Annotated in this window: 15 protein-coding genes; all 15 read right to left on the reverse strand. The window is 64.0% G+C overall.

Translation table 11 applies throughout. From position 1 onward, the window contains the following. Positions 1-4: 4 nt before the first annotated feature. The 15 genes from BQ7355_RS01150 to BQ7355_RS01220 all read right to left on the reverse strand — a co-directional run bounded on the left by BQ7355_RS01150 (position 5) and on the right by BQ7355_RS01220 (position 16,105). Positions 5-1,360 (reverse strand): TadA family conjugal transfer-associated ATPase, encoded by a 1,356-nt coding sequence (locus BQ7355_RS01150; RefSeq protein ID WP_072414544.1) that lies wholly within the window; start codon positions 1,358-1,360, stop codon positions 5-7. Beyond that, positions 1,357-2,958 (reverse strand): CpaE/TadZ family protein, encoded by a 1,602-nt coding sequence (locus tag BQ7355_RS01155; RefSeq protein ID WP_159430426.1) that lies wholly within the window; start codon positions 2,956-2,958, stop codon positions 1,357-1,359. Before BQ7355_RS01155 ends, BQ7355_RS01150 begins: the two co-directional genes overlap by 4 nt. Further along, complete coding sequence (gene cpaB, locus BQ7355_RS01160; protein ID WP_072414546.1) at positions 2,958-3,659, reverse strand: Flp pilus assembly protein CpaB; 702 nt, start codon at positions 3,657-3,659, stop codon at positions 2,958-2,960. Before cpaB ends, BQ7355_RS01155 begins: the two co-directional genes overlap by 1 nt. 733 nt (positions 3,660-4,392) lie before the next feature. Then, on the reverse strand, positions 4,393-5,091 hold the full coding sequence (locus BQ7355_RS01165) for a GntR family transcriptional regulator (RefSeq protein ID WP_240307280.1): 699 nt from the start codon (positions 5,089-5,091) through the stop codon (positions 4,393-4,395). A 279-nt stretch (positions 5,092-5,370) separates the two neighbouring features. Next, positions 5,371-6,342, reverse strand: coding sequence for an aldo/keto reductase (locus tag BQ7355_RS01170; protein ID WP_072414548.1), 972 nt, complete (start codon positions 6,340-6,342; stop codon positions 5,371-5,373). 6 nt (positions 6,343-6,348) lie between these two features. After that, positions 6,349-7,392 (reverse strand): zinc-dependent alcohol dehydrogenase, encoded by a 1,044-nt coding sequence (locus BQ7355_RS01175; protein ID WP_072414549.1) that lies wholly within the window; start codon positions 7,390-7,392, stop codon positions 6,349-6,351. Between the two features lie 26 nt (positions 7,393-7,418). Continuing rightward, positions 7,419-8,582 (reverse strand): mannitol dehydrogenase family protein, encoded by a 1,164-nt coding sequence (locus BQ7355_RS01180; protein ID WP_072414550.1) that lies wholly within the window; start codon positions 8,580-8,582, stop codon positions 7,419-7,421. A gap of 22 nt (positions 8,583-8,604) precedes the next feature. Beyond that, positions 8,605-9,444, reverse strand: a complete 840-nt coding sequence (locus tag BQ7355_RS01185) for a PTS system mannose/fructose/sorbose family transporter subunit IID (RefSeq protein ID WP_072414551.1) — start codon at positions 9,442-9,444, stop codon at positions 8,605-8,607. Further along, complete coding sequence (locus BQ7355_RS01190; protein ID WP_072414552.1) at positions 9,434-10,207, reverse strand: PTS mannose/fructose/sorbose/N-acetylgalactosamine transporter subunit IIC; 774 nt, start codon at positions 10,205-10,207, stop codon at positions 9,434-9,436. The genes BQ7355_RS01185 and BQ7355_RS01190 overlap by 11 nt, the downstream gene beginning before the upstream one ends. Continuing rightward, on the reverse strand, positions 10,207-11,037 hold the full coding sequence (locus tag BQ7355_RS01195) for a sugar phosphate isomerase/epimerase family protein (RefSeq protein ID WP_072414553.1): 831 nt from the start codon (positions 11,035-11,037) through the stop codon (positions 10,207-10,209). The genes BQ7355_RS01190 and BQ7355_RS01195 overlap by 1 nt, the downstream gene beginning before the upstream one ends. Before the next feature lie 13 nt (positions 11,038-11,050). Next, a complete protein-coding gene (locus tag BQ7355_RS01200; protein WP_240307281.1) occupies positions 11,051-11,911 on the reverse strand; it encodes a class II fructose-bisphosphate aldolase in 861 nt (286 codons plus the stop codon). A 39-nt stretch (positions 11,912-11,950) separates the two neighbouring features. After that, positions 11,951-12,412: a PTS sugar transporter subunit IIB gene (locus BQ7355_RS01205; protein ID WP_072414555.1), complete on the reverse strand. Its 462-nt coding sequence runs from the start codon at positions 12,410-12,412 to the stop codon at positions 11,951-11,953. A 21-nt stretch (positions 12,413-12,433) separates the two neighbouring features. Next, positions 12,434-12,859 (reverse strand): PTS sugar transporter subunit IIA, encoded by a 426-nt coding sequence (locus BQ7355_RS01210; protein ID WP_072414556.1) that lies wholly within the window; start codon positions 12,857-12,859, stop codon positions 12,434-12,436. 763 nt (positions 12,860-13,622) lie between these two features. Beyond that, positions 13,623-14,810, reverse strand: a complete 1,188-nt coding sequence (gene rsgA / locus BQ7355_RS01215) for a ribosome small subunit-dependent GTPase A (RefSeq protein WP_072414557.1) — start codon at positions 14,808-14,810, stop codon at positions 13,623-13,625. A gap of 59 nt (positions 14,811-14,869) precedes the next feature. Next, on the reverse strand, positions 14,870-16,105 hold the full coding sequence (locus BQ7355_RS01220) for an FAD-dependent oxidoreductase (protein ID WP_072414558.1): 1,236 nt from the start codon (positions 16,103-16,105) through the stop codon (positions 14,870-14,872). Between the last annotated feature and the right edge of the window lie 90 nt (positions 16,106-16,195).

The raw sequence follows: 16,195 nt of genomic DNA on the forward strand, positions 1-16,195 counted from the left end.
CCCTCTACGCACAGCGCGACAAGGATCCCAACGGCTCCGGGCACAACGACCTCCACCCTTCCACCTCCCCTTCGGTCAAAGCTCCGGAACGGAGCCCCTCCTCGATGAACGGCGGCTCGCACACGAGGCTCCACGTCTCGCTGTCCGGATCGAACGAGACGTACTCCGCGAGCTCGACTCCGCCGTCCGCTCCGCGGGAGACCCCGGTGAACGAGGAGACGAATCTCCTGCCGTCGGGTCGACGCACGGACATCACGATGCCGTCGAGCGCCATGGCTATCTGCTCCTCGATCAACTCGCTCGGAAGGTCGATCCCGTAGCGGGCGAGCAAGGCGAGGCGCACCACGGTCTCGCGCGCACTCCCCGCGTGCAGGGTGGTCAGCGAGCCGTCGTGCCCCGTGTTCATGGCCTGCAGCATATCGACGCACTCCGCCCCTCGAACCTCACCCACCACGATGCGATCGGGCCTCATGCGAAGCGCATTCGTCACCAGGTCGCGAATCGTCACCGCCCCCGTCCCCTCTATCGAGGCCTCGCGCGCCTCCAGGCGCACCACATGCGGATGCCGGGAGAACTTGAGCTCCGCGGAATCCTCTATGGTCACGATCCTCTCGCCCGTATCGATCTCGCAGGAAAGCGCGTTGAGCAAGGTGGTCTTTCCCGAACCGGTGCCGCCCGCCACGGCGAGATCTTGGCGGAGCGCGACGGCGCAGGACAACATCCGGGCGTACCAGTCGGGAATCGACCCCATCTGGACCAGCTGGGCGAGCGAGCAGATGCGGTCCGAGAACTTTCGTATGGTGAGCGTCGCGCCGTCTATGGCGATCGGGGGAATCACGGCGTTGACGCGGTACCCGCTCGGCAAGCGAGCGTTCACGATCGGGCTCCGCTCGTCCACGCGGCGTCCAAGCGGCGAGATGATGCGATCGATGATGATACGGACCTGCTCCTCGCTCTCGAATACGCCCGGGACCGAATGGAGGACGCCCCCTCGCTCGTAGAACACCGAGCCGTATCCGTTCACCATGATCTCGCTCACGCTCTCGTCATCGAGCAAGCCCTGGAGCGGGCCGAGGCCCACCACGTCGTCGAGCACCTCGCGCGCGACGCGCTCGCGCTCCGGCTCGGACATCCCCGAAGGGCATCTCGTGTTCACCACGGCCTCCACCGCGCCACGCAGCTCCTCGCGCGCATGCGCCGCATCGGGCGCCCCGACGATTCGGGCCACCTCCTCCATGCCCACGCGCTCCAGCATCTCTCGCTTCACGACCGCCTTCACGGACCGAACGCGACGATCGCCCTGACGGGCAGCGTCGCCTTCGAACCCCTGCGCCCGGCGCACGCGCTCCCATACGCTCATCGCGCCATCGCCCCCTCTCGCTTCCACGGCAAACGGAGCCTCGGCCTTTCCGCCTCTTGCTCTCCCGCCGAACCGTGCCCCGCATCCCATCCCTGGATCGGGCACCCCAGCTCTCTCAACAGGGTGCACGCGAACGACTTGACGCTTTTCCCGAACGCGCCCGGTGCGACCAGGGCGTCCCCCAAGCGCCCGAACTCGAGCAGCTCGGCCGTCGGCTCTCCCCCGTCGGAGATGCGCACCCTGGACCGCAGCGACACCGCCATCTCGAAGCGCAAGGCGCGCTCCTCCCCGCAACCCCGGGCACCGAACCTGTTGAACACACACGTCATCCGAGTCTTGGGCACGCCGATGCGCGCCGCGAGCCCCACCGCCCGCTGGGCGGACGCCTCGCCCGAAGCGCCGCCCGTGCCCACGACGAGGCACCGGTCGCAGCGAGACACCGCCGATGCCGCCGCATCGCCCCAGAACACCGAGGTGTCGACAAAGACCACGTCCGCCTCGGTACGCAGGGCCTCTATCAGGTCCTCCGTAGCGGAAGAGACGAGCTCGGCCTTCTCGGGCTCCTTGCAGGGCCCCCACAGCGTCAACCCGGGGGCCACGCGCATGGCCGTCGCCTCGACGGACTGAGCGCCCGCGAAGGAGCTATCGTGAGCCCCCGTGATGCCGCAAAGGTCCACCGCCTCCTCGATACCCATCAGGTCATGCAGGTTTCCAAACATCAGGTCCAGGTCGATCAGTGCCGCCTTAAGGCCCATATGGGCAGCCATCCACGCCATCGAGGCCGCGATCGTCGTCTTGCCGACCCCGCCCCTACCGGAAATCAGGGTCACGAGCGGCGCTCGCCTGCCCTCGGGAGCAGGAGGATCCGCCTCATGCCGGCCCGCGCCCCCATCGGGCGCATCGGCGCCATCGCGAACCTGCCCCGCTCTCGCTGCCGCGGGCTCGGAAGATGCCAGCACCTCGAGCACGGTTTCCGTTCGCTTCGGCGCGACCGGGACCGCGGTCCCGGCGGCATCCGCGCACCCCGCCCCGTCATCCGAACGAGAGCTGAGGACCTCGGCGGCCTTGTCGCGCTCGGCGGCCTTGTCGCGCTCGGCGCCGGCGCCCAGGACGGCGCGCATCGGGATCACGTCTCCCACCGTCGGCCCGGCGGCACCCGGCCGGCGGGGCCAAGGGGGCACCCCTTGGTCTCCCCGCGCGGCCACGGATCGCGCACGGGACGCCCGCGAAGACCGACCCTCTTCCGCGCCCACGATATGGGGCGGCTCCCGTGCACGCGGTGCCTGCACGACCTCCGTCGCCCCGGCGTAGAACATACGGGCGGCCACGCCGGCATCAAGCTCATCCACCATCGCGACGATCGACGCGGCTCCCCCGTGCTGAGCGAACGCGCCGATAAGGTCCTCGGCCTCCTCCGTCGCGCCATGCGGGCATATTGCGACCCCGCCCGCGTCGGGTGACAGCAGGTCGCGCATCGCGAGCATGACATCCGGCCCATCGCACCGAACCAGCTGCGACCCCGCATCCCGACCGCAGATCTCCCGGCGAACGGAGGCCATGTCGTCGCTTCCGCACCACGCCAGCCATATCGAACCCATCATGCACCTTCCCCATCTCGTGCGCTTCCCTCTGCCCCGACATCATGCTCGGACCCCTCGGCGCCTTCCGGCGGCGCGGCGGCTCCGGGCACGACGATCGTCACCGTGCCCGCACTCGTCGCAACGAGCACCTCCTTCACCGACGCGGGATCGACCGCCAAGGTCGCCCACGTCAGCTCCGATGACCGTTCAGCCAGCATGCTCGTGTCGAGCACGGAGGCGGCGCAAAGCCGATCGGCGACAGCGTCACGCGAGACGTAGACGTCAACGCGCTCCCCGCGCTCCAACGCTCCGCCGACCGCGTGCTGCGAATCAACCGGCACCGACACCGCGACCTTTCCCGCTGGGACCGCGACGGAGCCGTCGTCTGCCTGGAAGTAAGCGGGACACAGGACGGCGCCTTTCGGCACGCGCGACGTCACCGGCTTCCCTATGACCTCATCGAGGTCGCGTGTTGCATCGGACGGGAGCAGACTCGCGACCCACTCCTCAACCGCCACGTCGGCTTCGCCCAAGCTGTCACCAGGCTCCAGCTCCCGCGTCGCCACGCATACCGACACCAGGTCGCCGCCGTACCGCGCGAGCACCTCCTGCTGCTCTCGCTCGACCTCTGCGCGCACAGATGAGACGCTTCCCATGGAGATGAGCATTGCAGCGATGCCGGCAGCCATGCTGACCAGTAGCCTCTTCTTTCGCTCCATACCGCCCCCCGTCTGTCGCGCAGGCCCATCGCACCGGCCATCCGGCCGATGGGCTCGACTTCATTGTGTGCGGGAATCGGAAGCGTCCGCATATCGAAAAAAGAACCTGATCGCCCATCCAACAAACCGCTTTCACCTGGCAAACGGCTTTGTTTGAGCAGCGCAAGATACATCGCAGCGCCACGCGCCTTCGCGTGCAAAGCGAAACGGGCGCTGCCGCCCGCCCATCTGGACGAACCGCAGCGCCCGCGCGCTCGATATGGGTGGTGGGAGGTTGCTTCGCCTCAACATGAAGCGGGCGCGCCGTGCCAAAAGGGTACGTCCCCTTTGGCACGCCCGCCCTCGTTCATGGCCGACGAGCGGCAAGCTCCTCAATCCCGGCGCATCGGCAACCGCCCGACATGAGAGGGCGCTTTCCCCAGCGAAAGCTGCAATCTCCGCCAAGATGCCCCATGCCACACCATGGGAAACACCCCGATCCCAGGAGCACGAGCCCAGCCACCCGCACAGCATGGGCGCTCGCGCAGGTCAAACCGCATTACAAGACAGGTGCGCTCAGGCAGCAAGTAAAACGCCAGCACAACCGAAAAGCACGCTTGGCAGAGCGCGAATACAAGCCGGCAGCACAAAAAACGGCATCCCATCTATCACGCCCTAGCCAGAAGCGAGCTTTCGAACGGCGCCCGTTAATCAGATCAGCAGCCCCAAAGACATCGCTTGACGGATGCACCGCCTACAAGTCCAGCATGTAGCGCGACCCTATGAAATACTGACGACCGATATAGATGGGTTCATCGTTTTGGTCGAGCGCGTAGGTCGTTATGTAGAGCATCGGCTCTCCCGCCGAGATCTGCAAGCGCATCGCCCGCGTGCTCGATGCCCCCACGGACTCCACGAGCACGCGCGCGTTCTTGACCGGCCGCCTTCCATATAGGCCGTCCATAAGCCCGTAGATCGATTCCTCTCCCAGCTCAAGCGTCGCGAGCTCCTTGTTGGAGGAATAAGGCAGATACATGTTCTCCTCAAACACTGGCTGCCCGTCAGCAGTGCGGACGCGCTGGATGTGCAGAACCAGGTCGTCCTCGCCCAGCCCGAAAAACTCCTTCTCATCTGAACGCGGAACCACGATCTCACGATCAATCAACTTGGCACCGGGGACGCGCCCGCTCTTCTCGCAAATATGGGTGAAACTTTCGGGAAGGCCCCCCTGTAACAACTTGCGACGCATGCGCGGTGCGCACACGAAGGTCCCCAACCCACGTCGCTTAATCAGTATGCCGGCGGTGCTCAGATCCTCGATAGCGCGACGGACCGTGATACGGCTGACCGAGTATCGCTCCGCAAGTTCGACCTCCGTGGGGATCTTGCTTCCCGGCGCATACTCCCCCTCGTCGACGGAGCGCTTGATATCATCGTATATCCGCTGGTACAAAGGGGTTTCCATCAGTCTCACATCCACCCTCGAACAACAGGCCAAAACGAAAGCACGATAGGGCGGCAAGAGCTTTTTGAGACGCCCCCCCCCCGATATCCCTTATCTGGGAGTCTACCACTCGTTTCCCCATCACACAGTACGCCGCTGGGATGGTCGATGGCATGCCCGCACGTGACATTATTTGGTCTATAACCTCATACATTGCGTCACATAAGAAAAGGTGCCGCACAGCCGCAGCCATACGGCACCCCACCGCAACGGCGAACGGAAGCGTCCTTACGCCACCGCCTCGGTGATCTCCAGTCGCTCAAGCTCCGCATCAAGCGTCGCGATATCTTCATCGGAAAGCTGCCAGTCGAAGGCGGCGCAGTTCTCAACCGCCTCTTCGACCTTGCGAACGCCGGTGAGTGCCGTGGTCACGAAACTCTTCTGCGTGCTCCAATTAATAGCAATCTGTGCAAGGGGCTTCCCATACTTCTCGCTGAGCGCGTCCATAGTCTTCAGGAACTCCTGAATCTTGGAGAACATCGGCTCGCGATAGAAGGGATAGAAGGTCGCGCGGAAGTCCTTCTCGTCGAAAACGGGCTTTTCGCGGACAGATCCGGTGAGAATGCCGGCGCCGAGCGAGCCCCAGGTCATGACATCGATGTCATGCTCCTCGCACCACTTGAGATCAGCGATAGCCGACTGATTCACCATGGAAAAAGGAAGCTGGACGATGTCGAGGTCCGCCACAGCGGAGGCACGCTCGATGAGGGCACGATCGGAGTTGCACAGTCCGAGCATCTTTACGGATCCCTGCTCTTTAAGCTTATTGACGCACGCCATGGTGTCCTCGATGGGCGTACCCAGGTCGTCCGGCCAATGCATGAGATACATATCTACGTAATCGGTGCCCAGACGACGCAGAGAGTCGTCAAACTCGCGCAGCACCGAATCGGGACGGCTGCAGTGGACGCCCTTGCCATCCTCAATGTAGGAACCGTACTTCGTGGCAATGAGCACCTGATCTCGGATTCCCTCGACCGCTCGGCCAACAACTTCCTCGGAGTGGCCCTCGCCGTAAATAGGGGCGGTATCGATAAGGTTCACACCGCCTGCGATCATGGCACGAATCGCCTCAACGGACTGGTCGTCATCGATCTCGCCGTAACCGCCCCCCATGCTGTTCTTGCCGCCAATGGCCCATGTACCGACCGTGATCTCGGAAACCTTCTGGCCGGATTTCTTCATAGTCTTGTAACGCATAATCGATTACGCCTCCTGGCACTGGACGCTGATACGGAACATACCGGGCTCGCACGCGCGCTCGAACGCATGCTGAATCTGAGAGAGCGGGAGCTTCTCCTCAACAAGCTCGGAGAAATCGGCCACGCCCATGTTGATCATGGCCGCCGCCTCGCGGAAATCCTGGGCGTCGGCGCCGTAGCTACCCACGATGACCATACGGCGATAGTGGATGGTGTTGGGGTCGAGACTCCACGTGGGCGCAGGGTAGCCCGCCGCGAAGATAAGCAGATGGGCGCGCTTCTCCTTGGCCATCTCGAGCGCCTGGGCGTATGCGCCGGAGGCACCCACCGCGATGATGACGCCGTCGGCGCCCTTGCCGCCGGTGAGCTCCTTGACCTTCTCGACCGGGTCGCAGGCGGAGACGTCGATGGCCTCGAGGCCCAGGCGGCGGGCCGCCTCAAGCTTCTTGGGCATCATCTCAGTGATGAGCACGCGGCAACCATGCGCCTTGGCAACAAGTGCGTTCAAGATGCCCATGGTGCCAGCGCCGATAACCACGACGGTATCGCCATAGCTTACGCCGAAGCGGCGGAAGCCGGCGCAGCAGGTGCCCAGAGGCTCCAGCAGGGCCGCCACGGAAGGATCGATGCCCTCGTCGATCTTGTAGCAGGCGACCTCCTTGGCGACCGCGTAGTTCGCGCAGCCGGCGTTGCCAAAATACCCGTCCGGGTTGGGATGGTCAGCGCTCTGGAGCTTGGTGCACTCACTCGTGCGGCCCTCGCGGCTGGGCTCGGAATACGGGTCGTACTGGTAGCCGCTCGCAACGTAATCGCCCACCTTCACGCTCTCGACCTGGGCGCCGACCTCCATGACGGTTCCGGCCCACTCGTGACCGAACGTCAGGGGAAGCGGGCGCTTGCGGGCCCCGTTGAAGGCTCCGTACTCGGAAGTGCAGATGTTGTTCGCATCCACCTTGACGAGCACGTCGTGGTCGCCGAGCTCGGGAAGCTCGCGATCGATGACCTCGGCCTGCTCAACTGCCGTCAGGACGGCTGTCTTTGCTTTCATAGGTTCCTCATTCCAATCCAAAAGGTTTATCTACGTGCTATATCTGCATACTGCTTGACAACGAGATCGAGCAGAATCCAGTCGTCATCGGTAAGGCCGCACACCTCTTTGGCGAATGCGCAGACGGCGGCGTCTTCGAGCTCCACATCGCGCTCGCGTGCAAGGCACGCGAGACCGTATGCGATACCGCGCGCCAGGTAAAACGGCACGATTCCGTGGTCCAGGCACATGAGCGCCGGCCCGACGAAACGGTTCTCGCGGGAGAGCTTCTCGTCCATCTTCGCGATGACGCGCTCCACCGGGTCGCGAACGTCGGCGTCGAGCTTTGCCGTGATGAAGTCCACCCACTCGGCGTCCTCGTCGGCGTCGTAGTCGTACTCCTGCAGTACCGCCGCGTGTGCCTCCTCGAAGGCACCCACGATGTTCGCGCGAATCCACGGGTCGCGATGGCAGTCGCAGATGTACTCGAGGCCCGCCATGCGGCCCATGAAGCCGGCCATCGCGTGGCGCATGTTGCCGCAGTAGACCTTGCGGTAGATGAGCCCTTGCGCGCCGGCCGCGTACACGACGCCGTCAACCGCAAGCCGCTCCCCCTTCCAGGCATCGGCGTCGATCTCGAGACCGGGATTCGCCGATACCACGACCTGCCACGGGTTCGCTCCCGCCTCGCTGGGGATGCCAGCGGCGAGCACCATGACCTGGCACACGCCCACATGGGCATCGAAGTACGCGGCACCGGCCTCGCCGAGCTCTGAGAGGATAAGGTCCGACACCTTGGCCGGCGCGCCGAGAGCGTTCACGCACAAAAGCACGTTGAGGTCGCGCTCGCAGCCACTCGCCACGCGAGCCTCGATGGCCCGGGCGACGACATGGGCGATGCTCGCAAACGCCCCCTCGTACACACAGCACGCCGCGATGTCGACGTCCTGGAGCAGCTCGACGATCTCGTCGTCTTCCGAGCTGTCAACGATAGAGAAGCCATCGATGCGGTAGCGCTCGTCGACGTCGTGGCCGTCGGTCACGCGCGCTTCGTAGTAGCCCTGTGCCTCAAGCTGCCTCATGCCCTCCATGTACATGTCATACAGGTACAGGCGGTATCCCGCGCGGGAGAAGAGGAGTCCCACGACCCCTCTTCCGATCTTTCCCGCACCGAGGATCGCGACCCGCTTCTCCGAACGATTCGTATCCATAGTCCGATCCTCCTCGCAAACCTTAGGCGATAATGCCGAGCATGCTGAGGGCGACGCCCACGATCAGCAGACCGAGCAGCAGCGGAACGACGTTGACCTTCTTCTTGCCGATCAGCCAGTAGCACAAAAGGACCAGGCAGAGCGGCAGGATCTTGGGGCAAACGGTGTCGAAGAGAGCCTGAACCATAGTGGGGTCGCCACCGGCGGCGTTGGGAATGGTGAGCGCGGTCGTGAGGTTCACGTTGAACGCGGTCATGGCGCCGATGGCGGCGAGTCCGATCACGGAGGCGGCATAGGAGATCTTCTCCATGATGCCGGAGGACTCCGCCTGCTCGAGCAGCTTGGTGCCCATCCGGTAGCCGCTCTTGAGGGTCACCCAGCGGGTGATAAGCTGGGGGATGTTGAAGATCAGCATGAACAGGATGGGGCCGGCGATGTTGCCCGCGGACGCCATGGAGATGACCACGGCGGTGGCGATGACGCGCAGCGTGGCATGGAACACCGTGTCGCCGATGGCGGAGAGCGGTCCCATGAGGGCGGTCTTGATGCCCGTGATGGTCGAGGTGTCGAAGTCGGGATCCTGGGCGTTCTGCTCCTCCATGGCGAGGACGACGCCGAGCGGCAGGCCGCCCACGTACGGGGTCACGTTGAAGTACTCGCTCATGTGGCGGGTATAGGCCTCGACGCGTTTCTCCTTGTTGTCGGCGTAGATCTTCTTGAGGGCGGGGATCATCGCGTAGGTGAAGCCCGCGTGCATCTGGCCGGGATAATCGTTCATGCCGTTGAGGTGGACATAGCGGCCGTAGATCTGACGAAGGTCGGCATCGGTGAGCTTGCCGGTCGTGGTCTCGTTAGAACTCATTGTCATCACCCATATCCACAGTCGAAGCGGCAGAAGTCTTCTCATCGCGGGCAAAGATGATGAGCGCGACGGCGAAGGTCGCCAGAAGCGTTACCGCGATGACGGGGAGCTGCAGGTAGGCAGCAAGAATGAAGCCGATGAAGAACCAGGGGGCAAGCTTCTTGTCCATGATCATCGTGAGCAGGAGCGCGAAGCCCACGGCGGGAAGCAGGTTGCCGCCGGAAGCGAGGCCGTTGATGACCTGCGTGGGGATGGCGGCGACGGCCGCCTCGAGCGCGGAGCTGCCGAAGAAGACGCCCAGAAAGCCGATGAGGAAGTACAGGCCGAAAGTTCCGATCCAGCTGCCGGCCCAGAAGAGCGCACGGGCGGCCTTGTCGTTATCCTTCGCGAGCTGCGCCTTCATGGCCTCGGCGAAAGCGTTGTTGATGAACTTGCAGAGCACGAACGCGAAGCCGCCCAGGAGCGCCAGCGGCACGGCGAACGCGGTACCCACGGCCGCGCCGGCGCCGGTGATGATGGCGAACGCAGTCGAAACGCCCGCAGCGGTACCGCCATCGGGCGAGACGGCCGCCCCGACGGGGAACGAACCCAAAAAGACGATCTCCAGCGTGGCTCCGATGATCGTACCCGTCACGGGATCGCCTAGGACAAGGCCCATGAGGGCGCCTTCGACGATCGGTCGATTGAGCATGTTGTAGCCGAAGAAGTAATCCATCTTCGAGATTCCGACCACGAGGCCGGCAAGCAGAGCTTGAATCAGCATCAACATTCACATCCTCTCAAGGTTGTCAGTGCGCGCGAGAGCACGTCCCGCGGCCTTTCGAAATATGAGGGCTTGGTCATTTCCAGCGCCGCGTCCCCCGTGTAGCCGGCGCATGCAAACCGGCGCAACAGGTCTTGCGGGTCCAGACCGCCCAGCCGGTCCCCCCAGGCCAGATGGGCGAATATGTCGCGGTTGAGGTTCGTGAGGTGCACGTACCCCAACTCGCTACCGAAACGGGACAGGTACGCGTCGATGTCCTCGCCGTTGCGGACGACGGTACCCGTGTCGATGGTTGCGCCAAGATTCGGCTCGCCCACATCCGAAAGCGCGGCACCCAGTGATTCCAAGCTCGTGACCAGGCGGTACGGCTTGTCCACCAGGGTTTCCAAGGCGACGGTCAATCCCTCTTCCGCCGCCGCGCGGCAAATCTTGCCGAGCATGGAGACCATGGCGTCCCACGCGCGATCCCGATCGGCATCGAAGGGAAACCAGCCCGCGTTGAGCGAGATGCGCTCCGCCCCGAGCGTTGCCGCCAGGCGCACGATCTGCCGGTAGTAGCAAAGCGTGAGACGCCGGATCTCCCCGTCTTGAGACGCCACGTTGTAGGCTTTCGGATTGCCCTGCTCGGGCGTGAGCGTCACGGCACGCAGCCCGTGCCGGCGCATGCCCCGCGCAACCTCATCGGCGTTGTACGCCCCGTGGGCGTCGATGTTCACGTGGTTGTTGCACAGCCACAGGTCGACATCGCGCACCCCCAGAGCGCTCACGTCCTCGAGGAACTCCTCGAAGCTCCAGTAGCGCCAAATCTGGTTGGTCGGGAGCATGCGCATGGGAATCGAGCCCCTAGGCCTTGTCGACGCAGCCGAACACGTTCATGTAGTGCATGAGCGCGCTCTTGTAGGCCTCGGCACCGAAGAGGTCGTACTGCCAGGAGCTGATCTTCTTCTTGTCCGGGTCGACGTCCGGCGCGTAATCGGCCTCGATCTGGTCCTTGACGGCCATGTTGGAGGCCTGCGAGAGATCGGTCCAGAGGTTCACCTTCTGGATGCCGCACTCGATGGCATGTGCGATGAGATCGTCGCCGGTGCCGGAGCCGCCATGCAGGACCAGCGGGACGTCGACGCTCTCGGCGATGGTCTTGAGCAGGTCGAACTCCAGGTGCGGAGTCCCCTTGTAGGCGCCATGGCTGGTGCCCACGGCGACCGCCAGGCAATCCACGCCGGTGGCCTCGACGAACGCCGCGGCCTCCTCGGGATGGGTGAGACCGGCATCACGGGTCTCGGCGTACTCGTTGCCCTGACCCACATGCCCAAGCTCGGCCTCGACGGACATGCCCACAGCATGCGCGATCTTGACGACTTCGCAGGACTCCTCGACGTTCTGCTCGTACGGCAGCGTGGAGCGATCGACCATGACCGAGGAGAAGCCGGAACGGACGGCACGGATAATATGCTCAAAAGGACCACCGTGATCGAGGTTCAGCGCAAAGGGAACCTGCGGGAAGCGGCGCTCGTAGAAGCGAGCGAGCTCACCCATCTCCTCGATGCCGAACACGCCGGGAACTCCCAGGATAACTGGCGAATTGAGCTCTGCGGCCGCCTGAAGGCACGCTTCCATGGTGAAACGGCTGTACACGTTGGGGGCGGGAATGCCGTATCCGCCCTTCTTGGCCTCCTGCAAAAGCTCATGCATCGGCTGTAACATAATGAATACCCTCTTCCTGTTATGACGCCCTCGCGTCGCTTATCGGTACAGTTCCTTCTTCTCGGTGGGAACCTGACGAATCTCGAGTTCGATTCCGCGTCCGGCCAGCTCGTGCAGCATTTCCTCTTCCTCGGGAAGCAGGAAAATCGCCTGAGCGACCTGACGGGACCCTTCGCGGTTCTTGATGCCGCCAAGGTTGACGCTCTCGATCTGCGGGCATGCATCGCAGATACGCTTGGCATCGGCAACGCTGCCGGTGACGATGAACAGCTTGTATTTATCGGTGACACCGCTGTTGAGCGCCTTGATGCTGTCGTCGATCGTCTTGATGACGAGCTTCACGCCCTGGGGCTTTGCCAGACGCAGCGTCGTCATCTTGAGGCTGTTCGTGGCGGCATCGTCGTCGGCGACCAGAATGCAGTCCGCGCCGATCGTCTTCGTCCACGAGAAGGCGACCTGACCATGCAGCAAGCGATGGTCGATACGTACGAGCTCGATCACTTTCCGGCTCCTTTCGTTTGCTTAAAACTCTTCCGCTTCGTCCTGCGCCGCACCGTTCGCCAAATCGGTGCAAAGGACGATGTGCTCCTTGGCGCGCTCCACGATGCGGGGAAGCTCTGCCGCCAGGCTCTCAGCCGGGCATGCAGCGACCTCGATTAGAAGAGCGAGATTGAGGCCAGTCACCAAGTGAAAGCTGTACGTGTCCAGCAGGCCCATGAACTCGTTGTTCACCGAGCCACCGAGAACGTCCGTCATAACGACCAGCTCGGAGTTCTCATAATCGTGTTCAGCGACGATCCTCTTGAACTCCTCGGAGTAATCCATCGACGGATCCACGTACGCCGTCACATATTCCACGGGCACCGCATCGCCGAAAATCATGTTGAGCGATGTCTTGATGCCCTTGGAAAACTCGCCATGCGTGGCAATCACAATCCGTTTGTCCAACCTGTTCACCTCCTCAACTGCTCGCCGTCCCCGCGTGGGCAGCCTCGGCTGCTCACGTTTTATCTGTAACGTAATATACGTCTATTACGTCCTAGATGTTTTGTGGTTGTATGCTACGCCGCGAACGGTTGCATCGACTCGCCGAACGGTTCACGACAACTCGCTGGGCTCATTGCGGCGGCATTCGCAAAAGCGCCCGACGGTGAAAACGCGCACAGACAAGATGCCGATGCCCCCGTAAAGGAGGTAACTTCGCTCGAAGCAGTTAACAGAGAGCTCTACTGACACGTCGTCATATGGCGCGATTAACATGGATCCGCATGTGATGCAAAACGGGTGCCGCGGCCCGACCTCGAAGATCGCCCGCGGCACCCGTCTTGCTCAAACATCTAGGGGCGCACATGTGTCATTCGTCTCTGCGCGCCAGAAGAGGCAGCACTTTAGCACGCATCGATGCAAATCTCGTTTATCAAACGCGGCCTACAGCATGCAGCCCTGCAAACTCTTTGACATGCGGACACGTTTTCTATCTGCAAGCCGATTCGACGGCAATTGGCCTAACCACAGGTTCAGGCCAGTCGAGGTAATCGACAGGATCCAGAATCGGTTCTAAATATCGTCAGGGCCACACGGATGCATCGCGATGCAAAGCGGGTCTTTCGCTTGAGGGGATGCGGCAAAATCCTGAAGCGCGCCGTGCCAAAAGGGTACGTCCCCTTTGGCACGGACCTGTCCCCTTTGGCGCGCCCGTAGGCCCGAGACGCTACAGCTGCACGTCCGGGTCGAGGCTTTGCGCGCTCACGCGCATCTCGTTCGCCAGCGCCAGGAACGCGTCGAGGGCGGCCTCGTCCACCGAGCCGTCCGTCACGGCCTCGCGCAGCGCGCAACCCGGCTCATGCGTGTGGGTGCAATCGCGGAACCGGCAGGACCGGGACGCCTCGACGATCGCGGGGAACGTCTGGGCGAGCCCTCGTTCGTGGCCGACGAGCGGCAGGCTCCTCAATCCCGGTGCATCGGCGACCACCCCGCAGGGCGCAGGCAGCGCCACCATGACGCGCGCCACCGTCGTGTGGCGGCCCATGTCGTCGCGCTCGCGCACGCCGCCGGTCTCGAGCGCCTCGTGGCCCAGCAGCGCGTTGAGCAGCGTCGACTTGCCGGCCCCGGATTCCCCCAGGATCATCGCGCAGGACCCGGCGGGAATGCTCGCGCGCACCTCGTCCAAGCCGGAGCCGGTCGCCGCGGACGTCGCGATGATACGGACGCCTTCCCCCACAACGCGCGCCACCTCGCCGCGCAAACGCTCGACCTCCGTCGAGCCCACGCGATCGGACTTGGTGAACACGACGACGGGTTCGGCCCCGCAATCGTTCACGAGCACGAGCGAGCGGGCGATACGGTCGATCATCGGCGCATCGGAACGGTCGGCGCCGAGTGGCTGCACGATGAAGATCGTATCGACGTTCGCCGCGAGGACCTGGCGCTCGCCGCGGTTCTTCCCGCGCCAGCGCGCAAACGAGGTCCGTCGCGGTAGCACGCACTCGATGACCCCCATGTCGTGGCCGTCCGGCACGCGGACCGCCACGGCGTCGCCCACGGCCGGCAGCAGGCGCTCCTCCTCACCGCGCGTCTTCGCGAAGGTCACCGCGTGCTCCGCGCGAAACGTCGCGCCCTCGGTTGCCACCAGGGGGAAGCCTCGATCCAGGCGCACCACGAACCCCATGCAAAGCTCCTCCGCCGAGACGGGGTCGGAAGCGGCCGCCTCCTCGACATACGAGCGAAACGCGGCGCGCTGGCGGTCATCGGACTTGAGGTCCGCAAACGACGGGACATCCTTCAGGGTGTCCAGGCACGGCAGGTCGCGGGCAAGCTCTGAGACGTCGCGCGCGGCGGCGACCTCGCGGCGGCGACGCACCCTCTGCTTCGTCTTGCCCTTTGCCTTGGCCTTTCCCATGCGGACCCCTCTCTGATCAGACGAAGCCCAGTGTAGCGCAAGGAAAGCGCCGGTGCGCTCTAAGCGCCCGCCTCGACCGCCGTGCCCAGCATGTAGTCGGCCATCGCGCGGGCGGTCTCCTTGGCCGCCGCCACAGCATGGACGACCGTGTTCGACCCGGTGACCGCATCGCCCGCTGCAAACACCCCGTCAACCGTCGTCATGCCGCGCTCATCGACCATCAAAAGCCCGTCCTCAGCGCATTCGAGGCCCGGCGTCGTGAGCGCGAGCTTGTTCTTCGGGCCCTGGCTGATGGCGATGACCGTCGAGTCGGCCGGCGCGAGCACGGGCTCCGGACTCGTCCCCAGCACGGCCCCCGCCTCGTCGTACTCCGTCACCTCGAACAGGGGGGCCGCGTCCGTCAGCTCGACTATGCGATGCCCGTAGACGATCTCCGCACCTTCGAGCCGAGCGTAATCGAGCTCCTCGGTGCTCGCGTGCACCTCGCGCGTCCGGGCGTAGAGCCGCACGCGCCGCGCTCCGTGGCGGAGCGCCGTCCGCGCGACATCCATGGCGGTGTTGCCCACGCCGACCACCGCGACCGTCTCCCCCAGCTCGAATGCGTCGGGATTCCCCAGATGGTCCATCGCGAAGTGCACGTTCGCAAGGGGCTCCCCGCGCATGCCGAGCGTGCGCGGGCGCCAGACGCCCGTCCCCACGAAGATCGCCTCGTAGCCGTCCCGCATCAGGTCCCCGATCTCGAGGGCGCCGCCGATCGTGGTGCTTGCGCGGAACTTCACGCCCATCTCCGCAAGCCGGCGGGCGATGCGGTCGAGGACCGTCCGAGGCAGGCGGAACTCGGGGATGCCGTGGCGCATGACGCCGCCGAGCTTATCCTTGGAATCGAAGATCATGACCGCGAATCCCTCGCGAGCCAGCACGGTTGCCACGGCTATTCCTGCGGGACCGCCGCCGATCACCGCCGCGCGGTGTCCGTTCGACGGCCTGCACTCGATCGCCATGCGATCGAGGTAGAGGTCGGACACGAACGACTCGATGCTGCTGAAGTGCACCGGCACATCCTTGATACCGCGCACGCAGTGCCCCTCGCACTGCTTTTCATGGCAGCACACGAGCGAGCAGACCAGCGAAAGCGGGTTGCTGTCGAACAGCATCTTTCCGGCCGTCTCCATATCCCCTTGCTTGAAGAGCCGGATCACCTCGGGGATGTTCGTGGAGATCGGGCAGCCCTCCACGCATCGAGGCCGCTTGCACCCCAGGCACCGATGTGCCTCTTCGACGATATGGACCGCCATCTACGCATCACTCCTTAGAATATCCGGAGCATTTCGACCGTCATTTACTTTCGTATTAGGAAGTGATAGTTGCGAAGCACGAGTGGGCGC

This window comes from Collinsella phocaeensis (genome assembly GCF_900119895.1).
In the GTDB taxonomy this organism is placed as follows: domain Bacteria; phylum Actinomycetota; class Coriobacteriia; order Coriobacteriales; family Coriobacteriaceae; genus Collinsella; species Collinsella phocaeensis.

Excerpts from the sequence above, each read along its gene's own strand:
- BQ7355_RS01195 (WP_072414553.1), bottom strand. The coding sequence starts at position 11,037 with ATGCGCATGCTCCCGACCAACCAGATTTGGCGCTACTGGAGCTTCGAG.
- BQ7355_RS01175 (WP_072414549.1), bottom strand. The coding sequence starts at position 7,392 with ATGAAAGCAAAGACAGCCGTCCTGACGGCAGTTGAGCAGGCCGAGGTC.
- rsgA (WP_072414557.1), bottom strand. The coding sequence starts at position 14,810 with ATGGGAAAGGCCAAGGCAAAGGGCAAGACGAAGCAGAGGGTGCGTCGC.
- BQ7355_RS01170 (WP_072414548.1), bottom strand. The coding sequence starts at position 6,342 with ATGCGTTACAAGACTATGAAGAAATCCGGCCAGAAGGTTTCCGAGATC.
- BQ7355_RS01200 (WP_240307281.1), bottom strand. The coding sequence starts at position 11,911 with ATGTTACAGCCGATGCATGAGCTTTTGCAGGAGGCCAAGAAGGGCGGA.
- BQ7355_RS01190 (WP_072414552.1), bottom strand. The coding sequence starts at position 10,207 with ATGCTGATTCAAGCTCTGCTTGCCGGCCTCGTGGTCGGAATCTCGAAG.
- BQ7355_RS01150 (WP_072414544.1), bottom strand. The coding sequence starts at position 1,360 with ATGAGCGTATGGGAGCGCGTGCGCCGGGCGCAGGGGTTCGAAGGCGAC.
- BQ7355_RS01185 (WP_072414551.1), bottom strand. The coding sequence starts at position 9,444 with ATGAGTTCTAACGAGACCACGACCGGCAAGCTCACCGATGCCGACCTT.
- BQ7355_RS01180 (WP_072414550.1), bottom strand. The coding sequence starts at position 8,582 with ATGGATACGAATCGTTCGGAGAAGCGGGTCGCGATCCTCGGTGCGGGA.
- cpaB (WP_072414546.1), bottom strand. The coding sequence starts at position 3,659 with ATGGAGCGAAAGAAGAGGCTACTGGTCAGCATGGCTGCCGGCATCGCT.
- BQ7355_RS01155 (WP_159430426.1), bottom strand. The coding sequence starts at position 2,958 with ATGGGTTCGATATGGCTGGCGTGGTGCGGAAGCGACGACATGGCCTCC.
- BQ7355_RS01220 (WP_072414558.1), bottom strand. The coding sequence starts at position 16,105 with ATGGCGGTCCATATCGTCGAAGAGGCACATCGGTGCCTGGGGTGCAAG.